14 protein-coding genes are annotated in these 22,846 nt (G+C 43.1%); 7 read left to right on the top strand and 7 right to left on the bottom strand.

Annotated elements, in window-relative coordinates; translation table 11 throughout:
• Positions 1–18: 18 nt before the first annotated feature.
• The 5 genes from WC955_07405 to WC955_07385 all read right to left on the bottom strand — a co-directional run bounded on the left by WC955_07405 (position 19) and on the right by WC955_07385 (position 5,615).
• Positions 19–1,245: an aminotransferase class III-fold pyridoxal phosphate-dependent enzyme gene (locus WC955_07405; protein ID MFA5858877.1), complete on the bottom strand. Its 1,227-nt coding sequence runs from the start codon at positions 1,243–1,245 to the stop codon at positions 19–21.
• A 69-nt stretch (positions 1,246–1,314) separates the two neighbouring features.
• Positions 1,315–2,469, bottom strand: coding sequence for a sialidase family protein (locus tag WC955_07400; GenBank protein ID MFA5858876.1), 1,155 nt, complete (start codon positions 2,467–2,469; stop codon positions 1,315–1,317).
• A gap of 171 nt (positions 2,470–2,640) precedes the next feature.
• The gene (locus WC955_07395) at positions 2,641–4,125 is read right to left on the bottom strand and encodes an ATP-binding protein (GenBank protein ID MFA5858875.1); all 1,485 of its coding nucleotides are present in this window, start codon (positions 4,123–4,125) and stop codon (positions 2,641–2,643) included.
• A gap of 361 nt (positions 4,126–4,486) precedes the next feature.
• Positions 4,487–4,777, bottom strand: coding sequence for a hypothetical protein (locus WC955_07390; protein MFA5858874.1), 291 nt, complete (start codon positions 4,775–4,777; stop codon positions 4,487–4,489).
• 205 nt (positions 4,778–4,982) lie between these two features.
• Positions 4,983–5,615, bottom strand: a complete 633-nt coding sequence (locus tag WC955_07385; protein ID MFA5858873.1) for an SGNH/GDSL hydrolase family protein — start codon at positions 5,613–5,615, stop codon at positions 4,983–4,985.
• Between the two features lie 159 nt (positions 5,616–5,774).
• Here WC955_07385 and WC955_07380 point away from each other — a divergent pair, with 159 nt between their 5' ends.
• The 3 genes from WC955_07380 (at position 5,775) to WC955_07370 (ending at position 8,547) form a co-directional block, all read left to right on the top strand.
• Positions 5,775–6,995: a DegT/DnrJ/EryC1/StrS family aminotransferase gene (locus WC955_07380; protein MFA5858872.1), complete on the top strand. Its 1,221-nt coding sequence runs from the start codon at positions 5,775–5,777 to the stop codon at positions 6,993–6,995.
• Between the two features lie 62 nt (positions 6,996–7,057).
• Positions 7,058–7,795, top strand: a complete 738-nt coding sequence (locus WC955_07375; protein MFA5858871.1) for a hypothetical protein — start codon at positions 7,058–7,060, stop codon at positions 7,793–7,795.
• Positions 7,792–8,547 (top strand): amidohydrolase family protein, encoded by a 756-nt coding sequence (locus WC955_07370; protein MFA5858870.1) that lies wholly within the window; start codon positions 7,792–7,794, stop codon positions 8,545–8,547. Before WC955_07375 ends, WC955_07370 begins: the two co-directional genes overlap by 4 nt.
• 82 nt (positions 8,548–8,629) lie before the next feature.
• Here the strand turns inward: WC955_07370 and WC955_07365 are convergent, their stop codons facing one another.
• Positions 8,630–9,763, bottom strand: a complete 1,134-nt coding sequence (locus tag WC955_07365; GenBank protein ID MFA5858869.1) for a uroporphyrinogen decarboxylase family protein — start codon at positions 9,761–9,763, stop codon at positions 8,630–8,632.
• Between the two features lie 114 nt (positions 9,764–9,877).
• Between WC955_07365 and WC955_07360 the strand changes: the two genes are divergently transcribed.
• From WC955_07360 to WC955_07345, 4 genes are read left to right on the top strand one after another with little or no spacing between them, the layout of a single operon-like run.
• On the top strand, positions 9,878–10,963 hold the full coding sequence (locus WC955_07360) for a uroporphyrinogen decarboxylase family protein (GenBank protein MFA5858868.1): 1,086 nt from the start codon (positions 9,878–9,880) through the stop codon (positions 10,961–10,963).
• A 27-nt stretch (positions 10,964–10,990) separates the two neighbouring features.
• Positions 10,991–12,931, top strand: coding sequence for a DUF6785 family protein (locus WC955_07355; GenBank protein ID MFA5858867.1), 1,941 nt, complete (start codon positions 10,991–10,993; stop codon positions 12,929–12,931).
• Between the two features lie 51 nt (positions 12,932–12,982).
• A complete protein-coding gene (locus WC955_07350) occupies positions 12,983–15,202 on the top strand; it encodes an alpha-L-rhamnosidase C-terminal domain-containing protein (GenBank protein ID MFA5858866.1) in 2,220 nt (739 codons plus the stop codon).
• A gap of 34 nt (positions 15,203–15,236) precedes the next feature.
• Entirely contained in the window at positions 15,237–17,207 is a 1,971-nt protein-coding gene (locus tag WC955_07345) for a DUF6785 family protein (GenBank protein MFA5858865.1), read from the top strand.
• Positions 17,208–17,274: 67 nt separating this feature from the next.
• Here WC955_07345 and WC955_07340 read toward each other — a convergent pair whose 3' ends face one another.
• Positions 17,275–22,830: a fibronectin type III domain-containing protein gene (locus WC955_07340; protein MFA5858864.1), complete on the bottom strand. Its 5,556-nt coding sequence runs from the start codon at positions 22,828–22,830 to the stop codon at positions 17,275–17,277.
• Positions 22,831–22,846: the final 16 nt, after the last annotated feature.

Genomic DNA, 22,846 nt, shown 5'->3' with positions numbered 1-22,846 from the left:
TTTTTGCAACGTCCTGTCTTACTTTATTTCCTTAACCGCAGCTTCAATACGTTCCACAGTTTCCGCAATATCCTTATCCTTATGCGAATAATTTATGTATGACACACCGTATAATGACACGCCGTGTTTGTAACACGCGCGGTAAAAGTTGGTATCCACATTTTTTTCAATAAAAACAAATTGCGGGCATACGGGATATCCTTTAACTTCAACCGGGAAACTGTTTCTTTTAAACACTTCATTTACGCCATCCCACAAATTTTTACCTTTCTCCCACAGATGCGTAATAACATTATTATCTTTATAAAACTTTAGGACAGCCTTCACTGCGGCTAATGATAACGATTCACCGCCAAAAGTTGAGGATATAGAAATCGTACTTGCACTATCAATCAACTCCTTTTTCCCGCAATAAACGGATATCGGCATACCGTTCGCACAACCTTTGGCGAATACCGCGAGGTCTGGCATAATATTAAAATACTCATGCGCACCGCCTTGCGCTACACGGAAACCAGTTACTATTTCGTCAATCACAAGTAATGTTCCATACTTTTGTGTTAACGCGCGTACTGCCGGAAGAAATTCTTTACCTTTATCCATATCAAGATAACTGGACGCAACAACTGCCACTGCGGTGGTATTACCGTATTCCGCGAAATATTTTTCCCACGGTTCTATATTTCCCCAGGGAAGGTTTGTATGCAACTGCCCGAGTTCAAGCGGTACACCGCGGGTAGGTTCTGTATTCGCAATCCCTGCGGGTACGCTTGCCCCGGCAACGGGTATTGATAACACATTAAGCCATCCGTTGTACCCACACTGAACGACACGGCTGCGTTTAGTAGCGTTTCTTGATATTTTTATACAGGCAGCTATTGCTTCCCCGCCGGTTTTCAGGAACCTCACTTTTTCTGCACAGGGAATGACTTCGGTCAACATCTTAGCAACTTCGCCTTCCAAAACATGCGGATGGCCGAATACAATACCGTTCTCAAGCTGATCCTTTATTGCCTGATTAATTTCCGGGACTGCGTACCCTAGTGATACCGGGCCAAGGCCGTTGCGGTAATCAATGTACTCATTCCCATCAGCATCCCATACGCGGCACCCTTTCCCGCGAACGATTACTGCGGGTTCTTCAGGTTTGAGCCTCGGCGATTTCGAATTTGTTGAACTTCCCGCACCGAGATAATTAACCGATTCTTCGTAAAGTTTCCACGATTTTTCTGTAGATTTTGCCATACCTAATTCAATCTCCTCAATTTAGCAAGTTTGTTTACATTCACATATAGTTAAATTATACTATTTTTTTTATTTTTCAAGAATAGCGAGGCTGGTTTTTAAAAAAATAATTTTTTCACTTGAATATTTTTTTCCAGTTTCAAATAACAACATAACATCGTTATCAGTAGACGCGATACATGAATACGCAGAGTACCAGGTAGTAAGCATATAACTCAGCGGCCATGATCGACAATCATCGTAAGATAACCGCAAGGTAAGCTTTCTCCGCCGTTTCATGTCAGCAGGGTTGGAGAACAGAATTATATCCGGTTTATTCTTCCGTTCAACCTTCCGTATACTCGCTTGGCAGACAGGTTCTATCAACACTTTGTCAAGCACAGCAGGTGTCCATGTAAATCCCGCATCTTTGCTTATAGACGTTAACCTGAAATTATTTGTGCGGGACTTACTACGCATGTTTAGCAGTAACGTACCGTCGGAAAGCTCAACTGCTTCGCATTCATTTGTACCTTCGCCGGGTACTGAACCACCTATTTTCCATGTATTCCCATGGTCGTCACTGTAAACTATATGAGAATGTGTAATCTTTTCTCCTATCACCGAGTGATTACACGGAATAATTAACCGGCCGGATTTAAGTTGAATCCCTGCTCCGGGCCCAGTTGCGTACCACCGCCAGTCCGGCAGTTTTACCTGCCCCGTTATCTCCTGAGGTTTTGACCATGTAACTCCGTTATCCTTACTTTTTGATATCCATACCGTCCGCGTTTTCGGCAATTTACCCGTATTACCTTGTTTCCCTCCGCTTTTCCCTGGATTATGTGACATCAATAAAATAATTTCGTTTGTCACTTTATCTACAACAGCACACGGGTTCCCGCAAGTATTATTCTCATCATCCCAGATAACAACCTGTTTTTCCCATGAACTGCCCCCATCTGTACTGCGTTTAAGCAGAAGGTCAATATCTCCGGTATCGCTCCCGCTATTTTTACGCCCTTCACAAAACGCGAGCAGTGTACCGTCAGGTGCAACAATCAATGATGGGATCCGGTACGTATGGTACCCGTCAGTTTTGCTGACATAAACATCTGTAGATGAAAATATGTTTCGTATAGTACTACCATCCGCTGAGAATACTATACCCGCAAAAACCAGCAATGTTATTGTGGAAGATATAGCAAGAAGAAAGAGGCGTATTTTTGTCAGGATTTCAGTCATGCACTTATCCTATACAATATTTTGTTGCTGCATTTATCTGTTCTATCTCCCATATTTTTAGTCCTAATTAGAGATTTCTGTAACATTCAGACCGGACAAGGATATTCTACCAAATGTTTGTGATAAGTCAAAACAGGAATTGTTCACGTCGGAATAAATCTTGGAGGAATGCTATCTCGCTTTGTCCCCTTTGTCCCCTTTGTGTCCCCTTAGAACATAGAGAGTTCCTTTCCCTGTAATACCCGTCTTTTGAAAAACACATAGAGCAACCATTTCTGTCAAATCACGAGAAGCAGTTCTTTTCGTAGTATTATTAATTTCTTGATAAATCTGATTGCTAATTTGTCCTTGCTGTTTGATGTATTTTACAGCATTAAATTGCCTTTCGTTCAATCCAAGCCTGTTTAAAACGTCTTCCGTAAAAATATCCCTTGATAGTATTGTCTTGAATTCCAGATTTCGTATAGAAATAAATTCCGGTTCCGGCAATCCTTGAGCCTTACACTGTTTAACCATTTCTAATGTTCCCGAACCCGCTTGTTGAATATAATCAGCAAGATATAACACCGTTGACAATAAAGGATTCGTCGGATGGGAGGCATGGGGCCTTTTAAGATCTTCAATTTTCAAGTTTGTAGGCAATGTTCCTGAGTTCCATATTTCTATGCGATCAAAAAATACCATCACCTGAACCGAAGATGTTGTGTTATAGTCACGATGTGCTATCGCATTAACGATTGCTTCCTGTATAGCAAAAACTGGGATTTCTCTTGGTCTTTTGACCTGAACAGTATGTTCCTGCTGAATAACCGGGAATTTAATGGAATCCAAAACAAAACTGACTGCCTTATCAACCTGTTCAAATAAGTTCTCTTCATAAATATGGTATGAAGTAAATGGTTTCTCTACCTGAATACTTGGTATTTGAATGCATTTTATTTTAGCTTGGTCAAAATATTTACGTGGTTCCTTACCGAACAAAAGAATAGCGGCATTAGTCAGTTTCCCTTCATGTAAAAGTTTAAGGTGAGTTAAAACTTCTTTTGTAGAAGCTTCCGGATTTATTGGAAAATTACGTTTTTCTCGTGCTACTTGTATAAACCATTTTACCTTCTTATTATCTATATCAGAATACTTTGCACCTCCACAAATCCGATGATCAAAAACAGATCTACCAACCACTCCTTTTTCTTTTAAAAATACTATTAGGCTATCATAAACCAAGTCGGTTAATTCGGTTGGATTGCTGAATCTCCGATAACTGTAACCAGACCTAGGATTTTTAATTTCTTTAATGAGCTTTTGAACACCAGCCTCACGATTTTTATCATTGGCACCGTTTTCACCTTTGATATATATCAGAATAGCCTTATGTTTATCTTTCGCCTCACGAAATTCTGCTTCAGTCGGCGAGATTTTGTTTCCGACTGTTCCGCCATATTGCTGTCCGAAAACTCCTATATAAATATCGCCCTTCCTGACTTCCACAAGATAAGCCGTCTCAGTTGATCTGCTTTTTGCCGGCGAATCTTCAAATAGAAATACGTCAAAATATTCTGATAAAAGAACGTCCCCTAGGATGAAGTCCTTGACCGCCCTGCGTTCTTCTTTCAGTTCCTTTTGTACACCGCTAACAAATATTTTGTATTTACGCATAACTTTAACCCACCTCTGATTCAAGTCGAATAATATAAACAAGCCCTATATTTTTATTCATTTTAGGATTCTCAGTAAAATTCATCATAGTACATCCGGATAACGACGAGAACATAATTGCCAGATATACGGTGTAGGTATATTTTTTTAATATTTCAATTCCTCTTTTCAGACCCATAACGACCAGACATGAATATTCTACTAAATGTTTGTGGTAAGTCAAAACAGGAATTGTTCGCGACGGAGTAAAAAGTAGAGGCGATTGGATGCCATCAGAACATGGTTTATGGGACAGGGTGTGTAAGAACCTTAACGAATCATACTAACAACATCCTTGATGATAGGCAATCTTATTACTAGGTTACATTTCTTTCATCAATAATCTATTAATAAAGTTCAATAGCTTATTTTCTTTGGGTAACACCTGGTTCTTGTCAAATATTGCAATAGCTCCAATTTGCGATTCTTTTGTGAGAATATCCTTGTACTCTAAATGAATATGTCCCTGCTGGGGATGTTCTATTAGGTCTTGGCAATAGCCTTGTAGTGCTCTAAGTCCTTCTTCAGTTCCATAAATACATATAACGTTGTTTTCAAAACGTAGTTCAAGATCATTTTTAGAAAAATCAGGACACCGAAATTCTTCTGACATAATTAATACCTTCCTTATTTGTAAATAACATATTAAAAAAACAATTGTTCTTCAATCGAAGAACACGAGCAGTACGACCGGACAAGGATATTCTATCAAATGTTTGTATGAAGTCAAACCAGGAATTATTCACGACGGAAGAAAAAATGGAGATGAGGGGAATCGAACCTCTGCCCTAAATATTCTTATAAATATCCCAGTTTTTTTACCCAGCAACGGCGTTGAGCCATGCTTGCGCGATAAAGGCGTGGCCCGCAACGGTAGGATGCACACCGTCCGCAGCCCAGTACTCCGGCGGTTGTTTCGTAATAGCATCCCTAAACATTTTATCAAGCGGTATATGAACATCCGCGAACTCTTTTGCGAGTTTATTCACGATCTGGATCTTAGGGTCAAGATCTTCATGTAAATGCATAATTTTTGGTACATCCGAGAGAAACGGGTTGAGGATAACAATCTTAGTCCCCGGCAACTCTTTTTTTACCCGGGTAAGAATTACGCGGTATTCCGACTCAAACACATTATCTGCAGTTAACGCGTTTTTTGTATACCGGTGCCACGAGTTGTTAACCCCTATCATGATTGACACTAAGTTTGGTTTTATAGCGATACAATCTGCATCCCACCGCGCAACTAGGTCGCAAGTACGGTTTCCGCTGATCCCGCGGTTGATAAACTTGAGGTTAAGCTCGGGACTTTTTGCGAGCATCCACCCTGCGGTAATCATTGCATACCCATGCCCGAGAGCAGCAGGATTATCTTTCTGCCGGCCCGCGTCAGTGATACTATCCCCCTGGAAAAGAATAACATCGTTTTTGTTGATTAAATTAGTTCCCATTTTTTTATACACCTTTCTTTAAGGAAATACTAAAGTTTTATTATACAACTTTTTTTTACGCAGTAAATTCGCACCTGACTCTCTTTTTAAAGAGATTTTGTATAATTGTAATAGTTAGGCATTTATATAGTTTAGAAGTAATGGAGGAACAATTTTTTTATGAGTACCGTATTAGCGATTAACGGCGGGCAAAAGGCCAGGACAAAACCGTTCCCGGCACGCAAACCTTATGGTGAAGAAGAAATTAAGCTCGTAACCGAAGCGATTAATTCACAGAACCTATTTCGCTGGGGCGGCAAAAAAGTATCTGAGTTTGAGAAACGTTTTTGTGAACTTTACGGTATGCAATACTCCGTAGCGTCAACTTCAGGTAGTTCAGCAATTCATCTCGCGGTTGCTGCAATTAATCCTAACCCAGGCGATGAAATCATTACCGCACCGGTAACCGATATGGGAACTATACTCGGTATTTTAATGCAGAACGCAATCCCCGTCTTTGCTGATGTTGACCCTGAAAATTATATTATGGACCCTAAAAGTATTGAAAGTAAAATTACTAAACGCACAAAAGCTATACTTGTGGTGCACCTTTTTGGCAACCCCGCTGACATGGACGCGATTATGTCAATCAGTAAGAAACATAACGTCCCAGTGATCGAAGATAGCTGCCAGGCATATATGACGTATTATAAAGACAAGTTAGTAGGTACAATCGGCGATATTGGCTGTTTCTCGATGCAACAATCAAAACATGCAACTGCCGGTGATGGAGGGATTACCATAACGAATAACGAAAAGTATTTTGACCATATGCAGTTATTTATGGATAAAGGTTGGGCACGGAAAGGGTATGGTGTCCGCGCATACCATTTCCTCGGTGTGAACTACCGTATGAACGAACTCACCGGTGCGGTAGCAGTTGCGCAGCTTGATAAAGTAGAAACTGTGGTTAAGTCCCGCCGCGCAATTGGTGACGGTATTACACAGCTGATAAAAGACGTGAAAGGCGTACAAGCACTTAAAGTATACCCCGGCGGTAAACCTTCCTACTGGCTTTACGGCCTAAAATCGTTGAACCATCCAGCGGAAACATTTGCGAAAGCATTAACCGCGGAAGGCGTTAGTGCTGGAGCAGGATATATCGGTAAACCAATATATATCTGTAGTGAAGCTATGCACAGTAAAGCTACTTACGGGACGTCACATTGCCCATTTGACTGCCAGCATACTGACGCTAAGATTGAGTATAAAGAAGGTTTATGCCCTGTATGTGAGAAAGAACTAGATAATCTTGTTTGTATAGGGATTAATGAGGACTACTCGCAGAACGATGGTAAGGATATTGCTACAGCTATACAGAAGGTTGCTGAGAATTTGTAATACAATACAAGGGTACGAAACTTTTTCTCGCTCCAGACTTGTATAGAATAGGATATATAGTTATGGAAATTATTGATATTAACACAATCTTCGGGGTATCACCAAGAAAAGAACAGGACGTGTCGTTTCCACAGTTACAAAAGGTTTTGGATAAACACAATATCACGCGCGCATGCGCATTATCATGGAAAGGCGTATATTACGATTACGAACTTGGTAATGAGGAAACACTATCAACCACAAAACTTGACCCAAGGATAATACCCATCGCGACAATAGACCCACGCAGGTTCTATGGCGATACACACGGCAAACTGGCGGATAGTATAGTATCCTCAGGGTTTAAGGCATTACGTTTATTCCCTGATATACAAGGATGGCCATTAACCTATGCACCGTTTTATCAAATAGTAAATACCATAATTATGAACACTCGTTTACCGCTGATACTTCCCACCCCGCGGTTAGGATTCATTACTGACTGCGTTGAAATCCTAGAACAAAACATCACACCGTGCGTACCTCTGGTATTCACCGGGATAAACTACGCGTTCCTCTCAGAAGCGCTGGTAGTAATGAAAACTCATAAGAACGTTAATATTGACACTTCGTTATTTGACACACCTGACGGATACGAATTAATAAACAAAGAAGGGTGTGTGTCACAAATAATGTTGGGGACAGGATCTCCGGCAAACTACTTTCTCCCGGCTTATGAATCGGTAATGCGTTCAACACTTGATGACAAGGAAAAATCATTAATTTTTGCGGGGAATGCTGTAAGGATACTTGATATATGACTAACAAACCCTGCCGGATAATTGACGTTCACGCGCATTACGGCAAATGGTTTTTCCCAATATATTCCGATACCCCTGACAATATCTTTGAGATAATGAACCGTAACAGTATCGATAAAATAGTCCTATCTTCAACTCAAGCAATCGTTTACAACATGGTTGCCGGCAACGCGGAACTCGCTGAGATATTGGACAAACACTCCGGGTTCTACGGTTATATTTTTCTCAACCCCAACTACATTGACCTGTCGTTCAAAGAACTAGAAAAGTATATGGGTAACCACAAAAAGGTTTTGGGGTTAAAACTTTATAGCGAAGGGTATATTGCTCAACCACTGAACTGTGACGGGCACAAAAAGTTTTTAACTGAAACACAAACACGTTTCCCCGGTACACCGGTATTGTTCCACTGTTATTCCGCAACGGCTGCGATGCAGCTTGCTGGTGTGGCGAAACAGTTTCCGAACCTCAACTTTTTGATGGGGCACATGGGCGGTGCGCAGTGGCGCTCGGCAGTAGATTGCAGTATTGGTATACCAAACCTGTACCTCGAGATATGTTCCGGCAACTTTGACCGCGGTAAACTTGAGTATGCGGTTAGTAAAGTCGGGGCGGGCCATATTCTTTATGGCAGTGATGTTACATTGATCAACCCCGCACAAATGGTTGGAATGGTACTCGACGCGGAAATCAGCGAAAATGACCGCAACTTAATCTTCAGCAAAAACGCAACGCAATTATTCAGATTTTAATAAACCCTGCGAACGTTTTTGTGAACGCTTTCAATTCCGACGCTGCGTCGGAATTATAGAGTGAACAAAATGTTTGCAGGGTTTAGTATTTTCCCAGTTCTAACGCGGTATTGATGAACGTAATATAGTTTTCTTCGGCCTTTTTCGCAAGCGGCGAATTTATCGGTGCAGCAGTAGGCATAATAACGTATCCCCCGCCGGCTTTCGCGCTGTCCATACATTTTTTAACGATCTCCACGATTTCGGTAGTATTGCATTGCTCGAGAAACTTTAGTTGTATATTCCCGAATATACACAGCTTATCCCCCGCCCGTTTTTTTAGGTCAGCAAGTTCTATATCCCCGTCGGGCGGCGCTTCACACGGGTCAATCGCATCCGCACCGGTTGCGACAATCATATCCAGAACTTTCCCAATTTTCCCGTGGCTATGCACCCTAACTTTCCCGCCCTTTGAATGCACTAGTTCTGTCATCTCACGGACATACGGGACAACAAAACGGTCAAACATCGCAGGCGGTAAGTACGGCGGTGTAGCGTACTCTGGCCCGCAGATACGGTAAAGATCTGCCACCCCAACGGAAAGCATATTCTTAAGGTTCTGCATAACACGTTCATGCAATATTTTCACGCATTTCTCAAAATGAGCGGTTTCCATCATTGCCCACAGCGTAAACTCACCGAACTCCATTAACTGCGCGGCAATCACCATAGGGTCTGCCAACGACGGCATCACGATTCCGTGGTCACCAAGTTCAGTCTTTACTCTTTGGAAATCAGTAAAGTTATAGGTTACAGGCTCATAGGGTAATGCCAGCATTTTATCAACATCCTCCGGTGTTTTACACCAGTGTTCAGTTACCCAGTTGGTATGGACATTATCAATCCGTTTAGTGATTTGTGTCAAAATACCAGCCGGTGTTTCAAGAACAGACTTAGTTATCCACGCATTATCTTCCCGTGTACGTTCAGTCTTGATATTTGGCTTATACGCAGAACACGCAAGCCGCTGTGTTGAATTCGGGTCCCACATAACAACGCAATCAGTTTTCTCGCGGATAACATCCATTAACCGTTTATATGACGTGTCATTATTCTCCCACGCTTTTGAATTATACCCCACAAGTTCGTAAGTGGATACCGGCACACGGTCGGGAACTTTATGCTCAATCACCGTTAATAACCGTTCTCTAGACGACATTACTGCCATATACTTCATACCTCTCAATCCCGTTAACTGTTTATCATTGATGTTTATTATATTATTTTTTATAATCTTAAAAACGTGAATAATTTAAAGTTTTGAATTATAGATCATGGAGGAGTTTATAGAATGAACGCGCGTGAACGGTTTAACAAAGTTATGCACTGGCAGAAAGCTGACCGCGTACCTAACATGGACTTCGGGTACTGGAACGAAACTATTCCTATCTGGCATACACAAGGGTTACCCAAGGAAATTAAGAACGCAGTACAACTAGAAAAACACCTTAAACTCGAAGGTATGGACAGTATCCCAACGATATCGCTACGCAACGCTTTTTTACCGGGCTTCAAACGCGAAGTTCTGGAAGATAAGGGCGACCACCAGATAATTATTGACGGTAACGGCGTTATCTGCGAAATCTCAAAAACCGCGGTCTCAATCCCGAAATATATCAAATATTCATTAGAAACCCGTGAGGATTGGGATAAGATTAAGAAAGAAAAACTTGACCCGCTCGTTAAGGGACGGGTATTACCGAAAGAACAATGGAAGAAGTTGGTTGACACTGCACATGCCGAAGGTATGCCTGTGCGGGTAAGTGTGGGTTCGTTATACGGCTGGCTGCGTAACTGGATGGGTGTAGAAAACTTTTCGATTGCAATGATGACTGACAAAGACTGGGTTGAAGACATGATGGAACATTTGACACAAATGACATTATACATGATCGACCAAACATTGCCGGGGTTGGAGGTAGACTTTGCTGCGTGGTGGGAAGACATGGCCTATAACCACGGCCCGTTGTGCTCACCGAAACTGTTTGAAGAACTCATGGTCCCGCGGTATAAACGTATTACGGATAAACTAAAAACTTACGGTATTGACGTCAACGTATTAGACTGCGATGGATGCATATACGAACTCGTCCCTGGCTGGCTGGAGAGCGGGATCAACTGTATGTTCCCCATAGAAGCCGCATGGACTGACCCGCTGGAACTACGTAAACGCTGGGGTAAAAAAGCTTTGTTAATCGGCGGAGTCAATAAACTCGAACTTGCAAAAGGTAAGGCTGCGATTGATGCGGAACTTGCAAAACTAAAACCGTTGATTGACGATGGCGGGTATATCCCCACAGTTGACCACAGGGTACCCCCGGATGTTAGCTACGAAAACTATTTGTATTATATTGAACAAAAACTCAAAATATTATAGTTTTCAATAATAAAGGAAAAACATTAAGTGGATAATAAAGTTACTATCCGATCGATCATAATTAGTTTAATCGGCGTATTCATAAGCGTACTATGGATCCGTTCATCTGAAGTACTAGCTACCCGCTGTCAAATAACAGAATCCGTAGTCCCGATCACCGCGATGACAATGATCATGTTTTTAGTGTTACTCAATCCTATACTCCAGTTCATAGGCAAAAAATTTAGCTTGCCTGCAAATGAACTTGTTTTGATATACACATTTATAACCATTGGGTCAGTGATGTCCGGTATAGGAATAACCCAAGCATTTCTCCCGTACCTCGTCGTACCTTTTTACTACGCTGAACCAACAAATAAATTTGCTGAGATGCAGCAATACCTACCCTCATGGCTTGGCCCGCGTGACCCGGAAACTATCCGCGGTTTTTTTGAAGGTTCCTTCAACGGCATAGTTCCATGGGAACACTGGGTTGGGCCTTTAGCGTTTTGGTTACTTTTTTTTGTTCTCTTCTGGTGGGTTGCTACGTGTATATGGGCAGTTATGCGTAAACAATGGGCAGAAACTGAACACCTGGGGTTTCCGTTGATAAACATTCCCTACAGTATCATCACCGAAAAATCAATTGAAGGAAAAGATGATACCGCCGTACCGTTTTTTAAAAATAAACTTATGTGGGCAGGTTTTGCAATCGCTGGATTGTACCAGTTAACTAACATGCTAAACGCGATTGACCCAACGATACCGTGTATTGGCTGGTCATACTCGTTCAATAAAATTTTAACAGAATTCCCGTGGAAAAACATTGCTAATACAACAATATACTACCGCCCTGAACTGGTAGGGCTTGGATACCTTATTCCTGCGGAAATACTTTTATCAATCGTTATCTTTTACTGGATTGAAAACTTTTTGTGTGTCTTTGGATATGCCATGCATATCGCAACACCAGGATTTCCACATAATCTTCAACAATCACTCGGCGGTTATCTTGCATTAATCGTGATGATAATCTGGATCTCCCGCCGGCATCTTAAAATAGCCCTGAAAAAAGCTATCTTTAACACTCCCGAGATTGATGATAGTAAAGAACCGCTTCCCTACCGCATAGCAGTCTTCGGCGGAATTGCAGGGTTTATAGCAATAATACTTTTTTGCGCAGCAGCCGGTATTGCGTGGTGGGTTGCAACCGGGTTTTTCTTACTGATCTTTGGTACACTTTTCATATACGGCCGTATCCGTGCGGAAACCGGTATACCCTCGCAATGGATTTATCCCCACACAATTATCCGGCAAAGCCCGTTTTATGTATTTGGCATTGACGCTTTCAAGATCGGGGGTACACTCCAAACACTCTCAGCATTGCCAATGTTTTTTTTCCTAGCAAACGGCGGGTTTTTTACGCAGTCTACGGTTTACCAGCTTGAAAGTTATCAATTAGCCGATAAAACAGGGTTTTCAAAACGTATAATGACCTGGGTAGGAATCTCTGCTATGCTCATAGGTTTAATCCTTGCATTCTGGATCTACCTCTCAACGTATTATCAATACGGATTGAACACGCTTGCGAACCAGCGATTGGCATACTGCCTTACGTCATATACCGAAATATCCAAAATGCTGCAATTACCGTCATCAAATAATCCTTTACTTATAACATGGACAGTCATAGGATTTATTATTACCCTGATACTATCCTTTATACGGCAATATGTATCCTCCGGGTTTATACTAAACCCAATAGGCTATGTTGTTGCTACGACATACGGGTATAATCTATGGTCCGCGTTCTTTGCAGCATGGATTGCAAAGGTACTCATTATGCGGATGGGCGGGATAAAATTATACCGCAAATTCATACCCTTTTTTCTGGGATTAGCAATCGGCACATTTTTCTTAACCGGCGTGTTATGGCCGATTATAGCCGCATTTTTTAAAGGCGTAAGATACCACGTGTGGTTTGTGTAATCACTAAATACTACTTGTTTAATAAAGAAAATAATTGGGATAATAGGTTATATGGAATTAATCGCAAATTGGCTTTGGAATCATGACAACAACCCGGCTAATACGTGGATGTGTTTCCGTAAAAGTTTTGTTATCAACAATCCATCCCAGGATTTAGAAGCCGCTGTTTCAGTTGATTCTAAATACTGGTTATGGATTAACGGTAAACTAGTAGTATTCGAAGGCGGCTTAAACCGCGGCCCCGAACCCGGAGCCGGGTATTTTGATACTATTAACATTGGAAAATATCTTGTAAACGGCAGAAATACCATTGCTGCGCTTGTCTGGTACTGGGGCAACTCCGGACGTAATAACGTTGACAGCGGCCAAGGCGGTTTTTTGTTTCAAACAAAATCCCCCAGGTTGGCACTGATCAGCGATAATACCTGGAAAACAAAAGTTCATCCTGGATATTACCCAACCGCAGAACCCAATCCATCATATTTATACGGAGGACACAATCTAGGTTTTGATGCAAGGCAGGATATCCCGGGTTGGCATAAACCCGTGTATGACGATACCGGCTGGGAAAATGCTACTGAAAAAGGAAAAGCCGGAATCAAACCCTGGGGCAACTTATCACCGAGACCTATACCATTATGGAAAGATTATGGATTAAAAAAATATTGTAAAACCTTCACAAAAAAAACAGGCAATAAACTCGTAGTAGAAGCCGACCTCCCCTATGCAGCACATATAACCCCTTTTTTTAGAATAAAATCAAAAACAGGCGGTTTATCCATAGATATCCGCACTGACCGGTATGAAGTCCATGGCGGCCCTGGTGATGACAAAAATGTTTATAAATCACACAGGGTTGAATATCTAACAAAACCCGGCATCCAGGAATTTGAAGCTTACGACTGGCTATTTGGAGAAAAAGTAATATTTACCTTCCCCGATGAAGTTGAAATCCTTAACTTAAAATTCAGGGAGACAGGTTATAACGTTGATTTTGAAGGAAGGTTCAACTGTAACGACAAATTTATCAATAAACTTTATGATAAATGCAGCAGAACCTTATATATTTGTATGCGCGACAATTATATGGATTGTCCTGACAGGGAACGAGGACAATGGATTGGTGATGTGAGCTCACAAATTCCCCAAACATTTTATGCGCTTGGACGTCCCGCGGACTTACTTACAAAAAAAGCGATCCACGATTTTATCAACTGGAAAAACGGCGATATCCTCAGGGGAAACATCCCGGGCACTAAGTGCAGTGAATTACCTTCGCAATCACTTAATGCTATCAGCGAGATTGGCATGATAATGACATATTACCTGCACAGCGGAGATAAAAGTGTTTTAGTTTATGCGTATGAATCAATTAAAAAGTATATCCTTTTATGGAAACTAAACGCTGATGGTTCAGTTATCCCCAGAAACGGCAACTGGGCATGGTTTGACCACGGGATCAACGTTGACCGCCCTGTACTAGAGAATGCATGGTATCTTTCAGCACTAAAATCTGCGAATACAATTGCGGAATTAACCGGTAATAGATCGGATTGCAGGATTTATGGTGACAGGATATCTGTTATACAAAACAATTTTGATAAACTGTATTGGAAAGATGATGGTTACCGTTCCGGTGAATCAAACGATGACCGCGCAAATGCGCTAGCAGTATTATCAGGGTTAGTTGATAAAAGCAAATATGAACACATTCTAAAAATATTTTTGGAAGTAAACAATTCAACGCCCTATATGGAAGGCTATGTCCTGGAAGCAATGTTCAAAATGGGATACGGTAAACATGCACTAACAAGAATGCGTGAGAGATATGGTAAACTTGTAAAAAACTCAAACACAACTTTGTGGGAAGACTTTTTTGTTCTCGGAACAAAAAACCATGCATGGTCCGGTGCGCCTTTAACTATCATCAGTAAATATATCGCCGGTATATTCCCGGCAACACCCGGATATGAAACTTTTTATGTATTACCCCAACTTTTTGACTTAAAATCGTTGAGTATAAAAGTTCCTTCTGTAAAAGGTGATATTGAAGTAGAAATCATAAATAATACTTCAAAATATTCAATGAAATTAACATCTCCCGTAGGTACAAAAGCAATAGTCGGGATTCCCAAAAACCTTTCACCAAAAATACGCGGGCAAATAAAAATTAACGGTTCCGTTGTATCGAAAAAAGGAATAGTTGATGAGGACAACGGGTATGTTATGTTTACAATACCTTCCGGAAAGCACATTATTTCTCAACAATAAATAAAATATTTTTTAGTAAAGGAATAAAAGACACATGAAAACCGGTATCACATTAAGAGCGTTATTGATCAGTTTTGTTTCTGTAATCCTTGGTTCATTATGGACCCGGCAATCAGAACTACTTTCCGCTACCTGTGCAATCTCAGAATCTGTCCCAACAATGCACGGTATGGCAATCCTCATATTTTTGGCAGTACTCTACCCGGTTATCAATATGGTTGGTAAAAAATACAACTTTTCCCGTGGCGAACTCATAACGATATACATTTTTACAACCATTGGCTGTGTGATGGCCGGCACGGGTATCATACAGGCACTACTTCCCTACCTAGCGGTTCCGCGCTACTTCGCGACACCGGATAACGGTTTTTTGGATATAATTGACAAACTACCCTCATGGCTTAGCCTACAGGATATGGATGTAATAAATCAGTTTTTTGAAGGCAGCCCCGGCGGAGCGGTACCGTGGAAACACTGGATCAAACCATTATCTTTATGGCTACTTTTTTTTGTGGTTTACTGGTGGGTAATAATGTGCGTATGGATAATATTAAGAAAACAATGGGTTGAGAATGAACGTTTAACTTTCCCTCTGACAACAATACCGTTATACCTTACCGACGCAGCGGCAACACCGGAGCAAGGACTTGACCCCGATAAAACCCCGCCGTTTTTAAAAAACCCGTTAATGTGGATAGGATTTTGTTTTGCCGGCGGGTACCAAATACTATTAATGCTTCACGCGGTAAACCCCGACTTCCCGGCAGTAGTATACTCTTACCCGATGGGAAAATTTTTTACGGAATACCCCCTGAAATCAATATCTTCCACAGCAATGATTTTTAAATGGGATATTGTTGGACTGGGATACCTTATCTCAACGGAAATACTTTTTTCAGTATGGTTTTTTTACTGGGTTAACAACATCCTTACCGTAATACTTACCGCTACAGGTTCAGTTGCCGGGGGTAAAGTTTTCCCGGAAGCACAGGCAATCGGCGGAAATATCGCGATGGTACTCATAATTTTGTATGTCTCAAGAAAACACCTCGCAGCTGTACTAAAGAACGTGTTCACAAAAACAAAAGCTATTGACGATACCACTGAACCATTCACTTATCGCATAGCAGTCTTAGGCGGGCTTACAGGGTTTATAGCGTTAATCCTTTTTTGCGCTGCTGCGGGTATGCCATTATGGCTCTCCGCGTGTTTCTTCGGGTTTATCCTATGTTTTGTCATAGTATACGGCCGTATCCGTGCGGAAACCGGTACTCCAGCAGTATGGTTATTTTTGCACTCACAGATAAAGTACGCGCCAATTGATACGTTTGGTTCCGCATTTTTTATCCCCGGCGGGGATATCCAAGGCGTTAGTGTAATGACAAACTTTCATTTTCTTATCCACGGCGGGTTCCTAAATCAAGCTTCAATTTACCAGCTTGAAGCTTTCCAGTTAGGCGATAAAGCCGGCGGTATCTCAAGAAAAGGTATAGCGTTACTCGGGTTAGGCGCTGTAGCGTTTGGTTTTATCGTTGGGGTAATGATGTACCTCCCCACAGCGTATGAGTTCGGTGCGCAGCATCTTGCAAACTTTTCCGGGCGTATCGACAATATCCGTGTAGGTTATTGTTTACAAGCATGGAACGATACCGCTGCGTATATCAAAACCCCGTTACCGCCAAAGACAGGTCAAATCACAGCGGAAGCCGCAGGGTTTATCACTACGCTTAGTTTATTCGGGATCCGTAATTTTCTTATGATAAACATCCCGTTGAACCCGTTAGGCTATATCCTCGCAGCGACACGGGGATACTTTTACTGGTGGGCATTTTTTCTTGCATGGCTCGCGAAACTAATAATTCTGCGGATAGGCGGTGTACAACTTTACCGCAAACTTATCCCGATGTTTATCGGTATGGTGATAGGATACTACTTCTTCAGCGGTATCGTGTGGAGTATAGTCTCAAGCCTATTACCAGCATTACGGATAACCATAGGATTCTAGGCATAGAAACAACGGATGTTATACTCGCTCAATAATCGTTTCACAGACGATTAGAAAACATCTCAACTTATTTCACAACCGCTAGTTTCCCGGTTTTCACGTTTGCAGCGTTGTCCGGATTTGTGATTCTGTAAATATACACCCCGCTGGCAACCGTACCGCCTGACGTATTAGCCATGTCCCACTGGTATTTCCCCGCAGTTTCGACGGTCTGGTCGAACACAAGCTCGCCGGTAACAGTGAATATCATGATCCTCGCTTTTGCAGTTAGGTAGTCGAATGTAATACCGTTAACTCCAAGCCCGAGGTTATACGGGTTCGGATAAACCCTTGTTTTTGCCAAATCGTTCTCCGGCATTTTCGTGCCTATAACTGTATAGACCGAGAAATGGTTTACAGCTACGTGCACAATATTCAACGTTTCGTCTACGTCACCGCCAACGAGTTCCCACGCGCTGTTTGCTTCGTTAAGCAAGTACACTTTCAACGACTTTTCTTTCAACAGCGGCGTGGTGTTATCCACAAACCCGTCGTTGTTGACGTCAAGATACGGGATTGACAACGTGACAGTTTGCGCAAAGTTTCCGCTGACCTTACTGCCTGCCAGGTCGTACATATTTAACTCAACAACGTTCGACACAATTTGTTTATCCGTTAAAATAACATCCAGTTTTTGGATAGCATCCGCGATTTTTTGTTTTACTTCCGGATTTGTAGGCGCTAGTTCCGCGTTTTGGTTAATTGCTACGTACACAGGCTTATCAACCGTCCCCTGAGGGACCTCGACCCGGATTTCGAGCTGGCTGCCGTTAACGGTAAACGTTTTTGTTTCCGTAGCAGCTACTGTTGGCACCATCACCGTTTGTTCCAACGGTATAGTAACAACATTCGCAACAACTGCGCTATCGATAGACAACACATAATCCGCATTGTAATACCATAGCGCTACCGTGTATGTTGTTCCGGGCAATAATCCTGTGACAACCGATGTTGTACATTCGACTTTGTCCGCCACGATTGCCCACACGGCGTTGTCAGAAGATATACCAACTTTAAACGCTGTGGCACGCCCTGCCGGCCATGCAAGCCCGAGCACGTGCTGAGCAGTAGAAACAACAGTTACCGACGATGGAGTGTTTACATACGTGAAAACACTCACCACCGGCACTGCGCTGCTGCCAACAACATTGTACGCTTCGACGTACCGCGCTGACTGCTGGTTATCCAACAACCCGGTTTCCACATATTCCGACGTACTTGCGGGCAGCACCGCTACGATCCCGCCGGTAGAAGATTTTATGTAGAATCCCGATATATACGTTGTACCAGATTCCCATGACCACTTTACGCAGTCCGAGCTCAGCACGATACCCTTGAACGCCACCGGCGCAGGCGGAACAGTGGTGTTATCCAAAACCACGCCGTCGCTTACTACCGCAATACTTAACCCTGCGTTGTTCACAACTTTAATTTTTGTGTAGTACGTTCGCCCGTACTCAAGCGCAGATGAAACTACTGCAGTACTCAACTGCACCCCGACGCTGGACCATTCCAACACATTGTTTACCGAGTTTTCACCTTCCGCAGTACTAATTGCGACAAGATATTCCTTAATCCCGCTTTCGGGTTCGCTCGCTGCCGTCCAGTTAATACACAATGTCCCGGACGATAACTGTATATCAACATCAGTACTAATACCGTCGTTAACACTACCGTTAATTACAGGCGTGGTTGTATCCACCATAATACCGTCGCTATTCCCGCTGTAACTACTGAAAAGCCCGGCATTATTCATCGCACAAACTTTTGCGTAATACACAGTTCCCGACTGTAACGTTAATCCGGACAACAACGTCCACGTATTATTACCAACATCGTAATTATTGTAGACACTTGTACCACCGGAGAACGTGCCAACGCATATCAAATATTTGGTTAGCCCGGTTTCTGTATCCGCAGAACCTGTCCACACGAACACGACCTGAGTATTGTCTATCGTATAAACCCCGGTATCCGCCGGTGTACCAGGCGCTGTTGGCGGGGTTGTGTCGTTAAGGAAATAAGTTGCTGTCACCCAGGGAGACCAGTTCCCGTCAGTTTCGTCCTGTCCGCTGAGCCAATAGTAGTACGTAACGTTATACGCAATACCAGTAACATTAACACTCTGTGTGCTACCTGCGGCGTAAGAAGTCGTAACTGCTACGCTGTACTCCGCAGTATCATACGTTGCGCCAACGGTAGAAGACATCCTGATTCGCCATTTACCGTTAACGACATCTCCTGTGCTGCTGTTATCACCACCAGCTAACCACTGCAACCGTACAAGAATACCCGACGACGCTGTGAACCCGGACGGCGTACCCGGCAAAACAGTATCCCTTGCCTGCGCGTAACACGTTGCGGATTCTGAAATATCAGACCAATTCCCGCGTTCGTCGGAATACCACACTTTTACGTAATACGTTGCACCGGCAGTTAATGTACTAAACCTGTGAAATACCTGTGTACCGGGAGATACGCTTGAAGTAGAAACCACGACCTGAGCAGCAGCCGTCGCCCAATTGACTGTGTATGACGAATATTGTACCGCCAATTGCGCTCCAGGTTCGAGAATACCAGACATCCCGTTATCGCCAGGCGTTATCCACGACAAATCCAGGATTCCAACATCAGCACCGGGTATCGCAACGATTTCAGTCAACGCTGCCGGCGGCATAACGTCGTATTCCGCAACTACCGATACAGCGGTGTCGTAACTTGACTCCAGATGCCCTGCTGCATCGTTGTACGCCAACACTTTATAATAATACCTTGTACCAGTATCTAACCCGGTATCGTTATATGTTGTAGAAGTAAGATTTGTCGCGTAAGACGCTAATACTGTCGAATCAACAAAACCATTGGTTGACCGCGATATCCCCCATCTTGTCCCTGTAGGATTAGAATTTATTGACCATGTGACTGTAATTGAAGTGTTTTGCACATCGCTGAACCCAGTGTTTACCGGCGGGTTTGCCAAAGTATACATAACCGCAGGCGTTCCAGCGATTCCGCCGCCATAGTTGTACACGTACGAATCGCGCGTGTATGCTTTATTCGGCGATAGGCCGGTTTCAGTCCAGTAGGTAGTATTGCTTCCCAATTCAGCAACAATGCCGGACGTACTTGTGCGGACAATATACCCGTTCTCAGTCGCCGAGTTATCAGTCCATGACCACAAAATACTTGTCCCGGAAATCGCAGTGCCGTTCATGTCCGTAGGTGTTGCAGGCAGCGTTGTTTTTGCCGTACTCGATGACACATTGGATATTCCGGACCAGTTCCCTATTTCGTCGCCAATCCAAAGCGTTACGTAATACACAACGTTTTCAGTTAATCCCGCAACAACTTTTGATTGCCAAGCACCGGCGACAATATTGGACGTAATTACCACCTGTGCATTATTCATATCCCATACCGGAGTATAAGTAGCGTACTGTATTTTATACTGTGCGTTAGACAAGTCGCCTGCAGTACCGTTTTCGCCGGTGGCGGTCCAGGTAAGTTTGAGCTGCGCTGCAGTATCACCGGGCACTGCGGTTAAATCAGTCACTGCGTTTGGCGCGGTGTTCAATCCGTTAGACGGCGTTGCGGATACAGGCGAATTATTTCCTGCAGCTGCGCCGGTAGAGTTAAACGATTTTACACGATAGTAATATTGTGTACCGTTAACCAACCCGGAATCCGTGAACGACGTACTCGTAAAGTTATCGTTATACGACTTGACGGTTGTATTGGACGCCACAAAATTATCGGTTGACCGTTCAATACCCCAGCGGGTAGTACCGGAATTACCGTTGGCGGACCAGGTAACGCATACTGAATGGCTGCTGAGCGCAACCGCGCTGATATCTGTCGGAGGCAACGACAACGTATATGTTGTGACAACGGCAGTATAAGCAACACCTCCGGTATTTACAACTGCAACATACACTGAGTATGGATTGTTCGGCGACAATAACACTTGTGTATATGACTGTGTGTTTGGCACAAGAGTTGACTCGTTAGCTTCAAGCTGATAACTTGCTCCTGCTGTGGTTGAAGCATACAACCGGTACCCTGTTTCATTTGACGCGTTGTCAACCCACGACCAGGTAATGCTGCTGGAATACACAGCTGATGTACCAACCAACTTCGGCATTTGCGCTTTACTCCTCGGCGTACCGGCAACAGGGCTCGCTAACCCCGAGTTTGACCATACAGCAAGTTTTAGATCGCTTGACGTAGCGTCGAAATATGCGATATATACCGTTCCGCTATTATTTGTCGCCACTGACATAGGATAAACCGTTCCCGCTCTTGTTTGAGCATCAATACAACCGTTTATCCAGTTCGTGCCGTTCCAACGGGAATACATCAAGTTTTCGTCGGTAGCATCAACATACTCGCTGTACGCAATAACCGGATTAGCGTTACCGTCGAGTGAGATAGCATTGTACTTCCCAACATCGCCGTTTGTATATACCGGGTTCACCACCCATGCGCTGTTTGAATATTTCGCGTAGTACAAATCTTTCCCAGTTTCCTGACGTAAAGATACGTGAAGGTTACGCTCGCCATCCATCGCCAACGAGCTGGCATAATTAATTTCTGTTTCCGCGCCGTACACGGTTTCTGTTGTCCATACACTATTATTGTATCGCGCAACCATCAGGTTGTATTCAGGATTTGTCACTAAATAAGATATGTATGCTTTGCCGGTATCATCAATCGCGAGGTTACAATACTGCCCCCGGGTTGTGGTGCCAACACTGTCTACCGTTGATGTTGACCACGCCGTACCGGACCACCGCGCAAATTTTAAGTTTGACACCAATGAATCCGCGTACGCAATATTAGGATACCCCGCGGGATCCACTATTATTGACGAAAAATTGGCGTACGTAGTGACGACCGAAGTTGACCAATTAACGCCATTGAAATTTGCGTAGAACAAGTTAGAATTTTTCGTGAATGTTATATGCGGCAAATCATTACCGTCTAACGCGAGAGAAACATAAGTATCGTCTCCGTTTTCAGACGTTATATCAACATTAGTTGACACCCAAACACTGCCGGTCCATTTCGTATACTTCACTTTTAACGGATTCCCAGCGGAATACGCGATATGCGGATACCCGTTGCTGTCAACTGCAACAACCGGATACGCGCCGGTATAACCGTCAGAATCCAGTATTTCGTACGAAAATGGCGACGGCGTAAAAGTAATAGAATCAGAAACAACAGAATAATTCCCAAGTTCGTCATACGCCCATATACGGAACCAGTTAGTAGTTTCCGCAACTAAACCGGTGACAAGAATGTACACTCTTTGCCCCGGCGCAATACCGGAAGTGGACACAACAACCTGCGCGTTTTCGGACACCCACGACGTCACGGATACCGTAGAATACTGGATTTTGTATCCCGACCCTGCAACAAAAGTTGACGTATAAACATTATCGCCTGGAGTGACCCAGCTCAGGTACGCGCTGTTGGGAATCCCAACAATTGAGGACTGTAACCCCGTAACTTGTCCCGGGGCGGTAACATCTACTTGCGCCCACGAAGTGGTACCGTTAGAAATTACAGAAATATTATTCATAGCATCAACGGACCAT

This window comes from Elusimicrobiota bacterium, from assembly GCA_041658405.1.
In the GTDB taxonomy this organism is placed as follows: domain Bacteria; phylum Elusimicrobiota; class UBA5214; order JBBAAG01; family JBBAAG01; genus JBBAAG01.
Note: the sequence above shows the minus strand (reverse complement) of the source record. Positions and strands in the feature narration are given on the sequence as shown.

What these genes read in the sequence shown, in the direction of transcription:
- WC955_07405 (MFA5858877.1), bottom strand. Translation starts at nt 1,245, where the DNA reads ATGGCAAAATCTACAGAAAAATCGTGGAAACTTTACGAAGAATCGGTT.
- WC955_07400 (MFA5858876.1), bottom strand. Translation starts at nt 2,469, where the DNA reads ATGACTGAAATCCTGACAAAAATACGCCTCTTTCTTCTTGCTATATCT.
- WC955_07395 (MFA5858875.1), bottom strand. Translation starts at nt 4,125, where the DNA reads ATGCGTAAATACAAAATATTTGTTAGCGGTGTACAAAAGGAACTGAAA.
- WC955_07390 (MFA5858874.1), bottom strand. Translation starts at nt 4,777, where the DNA reads ATGTCAGAAGAATTTCGGTGTCCTGATTTTTCTAAAAATGATCTTGAA.
- WC955_07385 (MFA5858873.1), bottom strand. Translation starts at nt 5,615, where the DNA reads ATGGGAACTAATTTAATCAACAAAAACGATGTTATTCTTTTCCAGGGG.
- WC955_07380 (MFA5858872.1), top strand. Translation starts at nt 5,775, where the DNA reads ATGAGTACCGTATTAGCGATTAACGGCGGGCAAAAGGCCAGGACAAAA.
- WC955_07375 (MFA5858871.1), top strand. Translation starts at nt 7,058, where the DNA reads ATGGAAATTATTGATATTAACACAATCTTCGGGGTATCACCAAGAAAA.
- WC955_07370 (MFA5858870.1), top strand. Translation starts at nt 7,792, where the DNA reads ATGACTAACAAACCCTGCCGGATAATTGACGTTCACGCGCATTACGGC.
- WC955_07365 (MFA5858869.1), bottom strand. Translation starts at nt 9,763, where the DNA reads ATGAAGTATATGGCAGTAATGTCGTCTAGAGAACGGTTATTAACGGTG.
- WC955_07360 (MFA5858868.1), top strand. Translation starts at nt 9,878, where the DNA reads ATGAACGCGCGTGAACGGTTTAACAAAGTTATGCACTGGCAGAAAGCT.
- WC955_07350 (MFA5858866.1), top strand. Translation starts at nt 12,983, where the DNA reads ATGGAATTAATCGCAAATTGGCTTTGGAATCATGACAACAACCCGGCT.
- WC955_07345 (MFA5858865.1), top strand. Translation starts at nt 15,237, where the DNA reads ATGAAAACCGGTATCACATTAAGAGCGTTATTGATCAGTTTTGTTTCT.
- WC955_07340 (MFA5858864.1), bottom strand. Translation starts at nt 22,830, where the DNA reads ATGAATAATATTTCTGTAATTTCTAACGGTACCACTTCGTGGGCGCAA.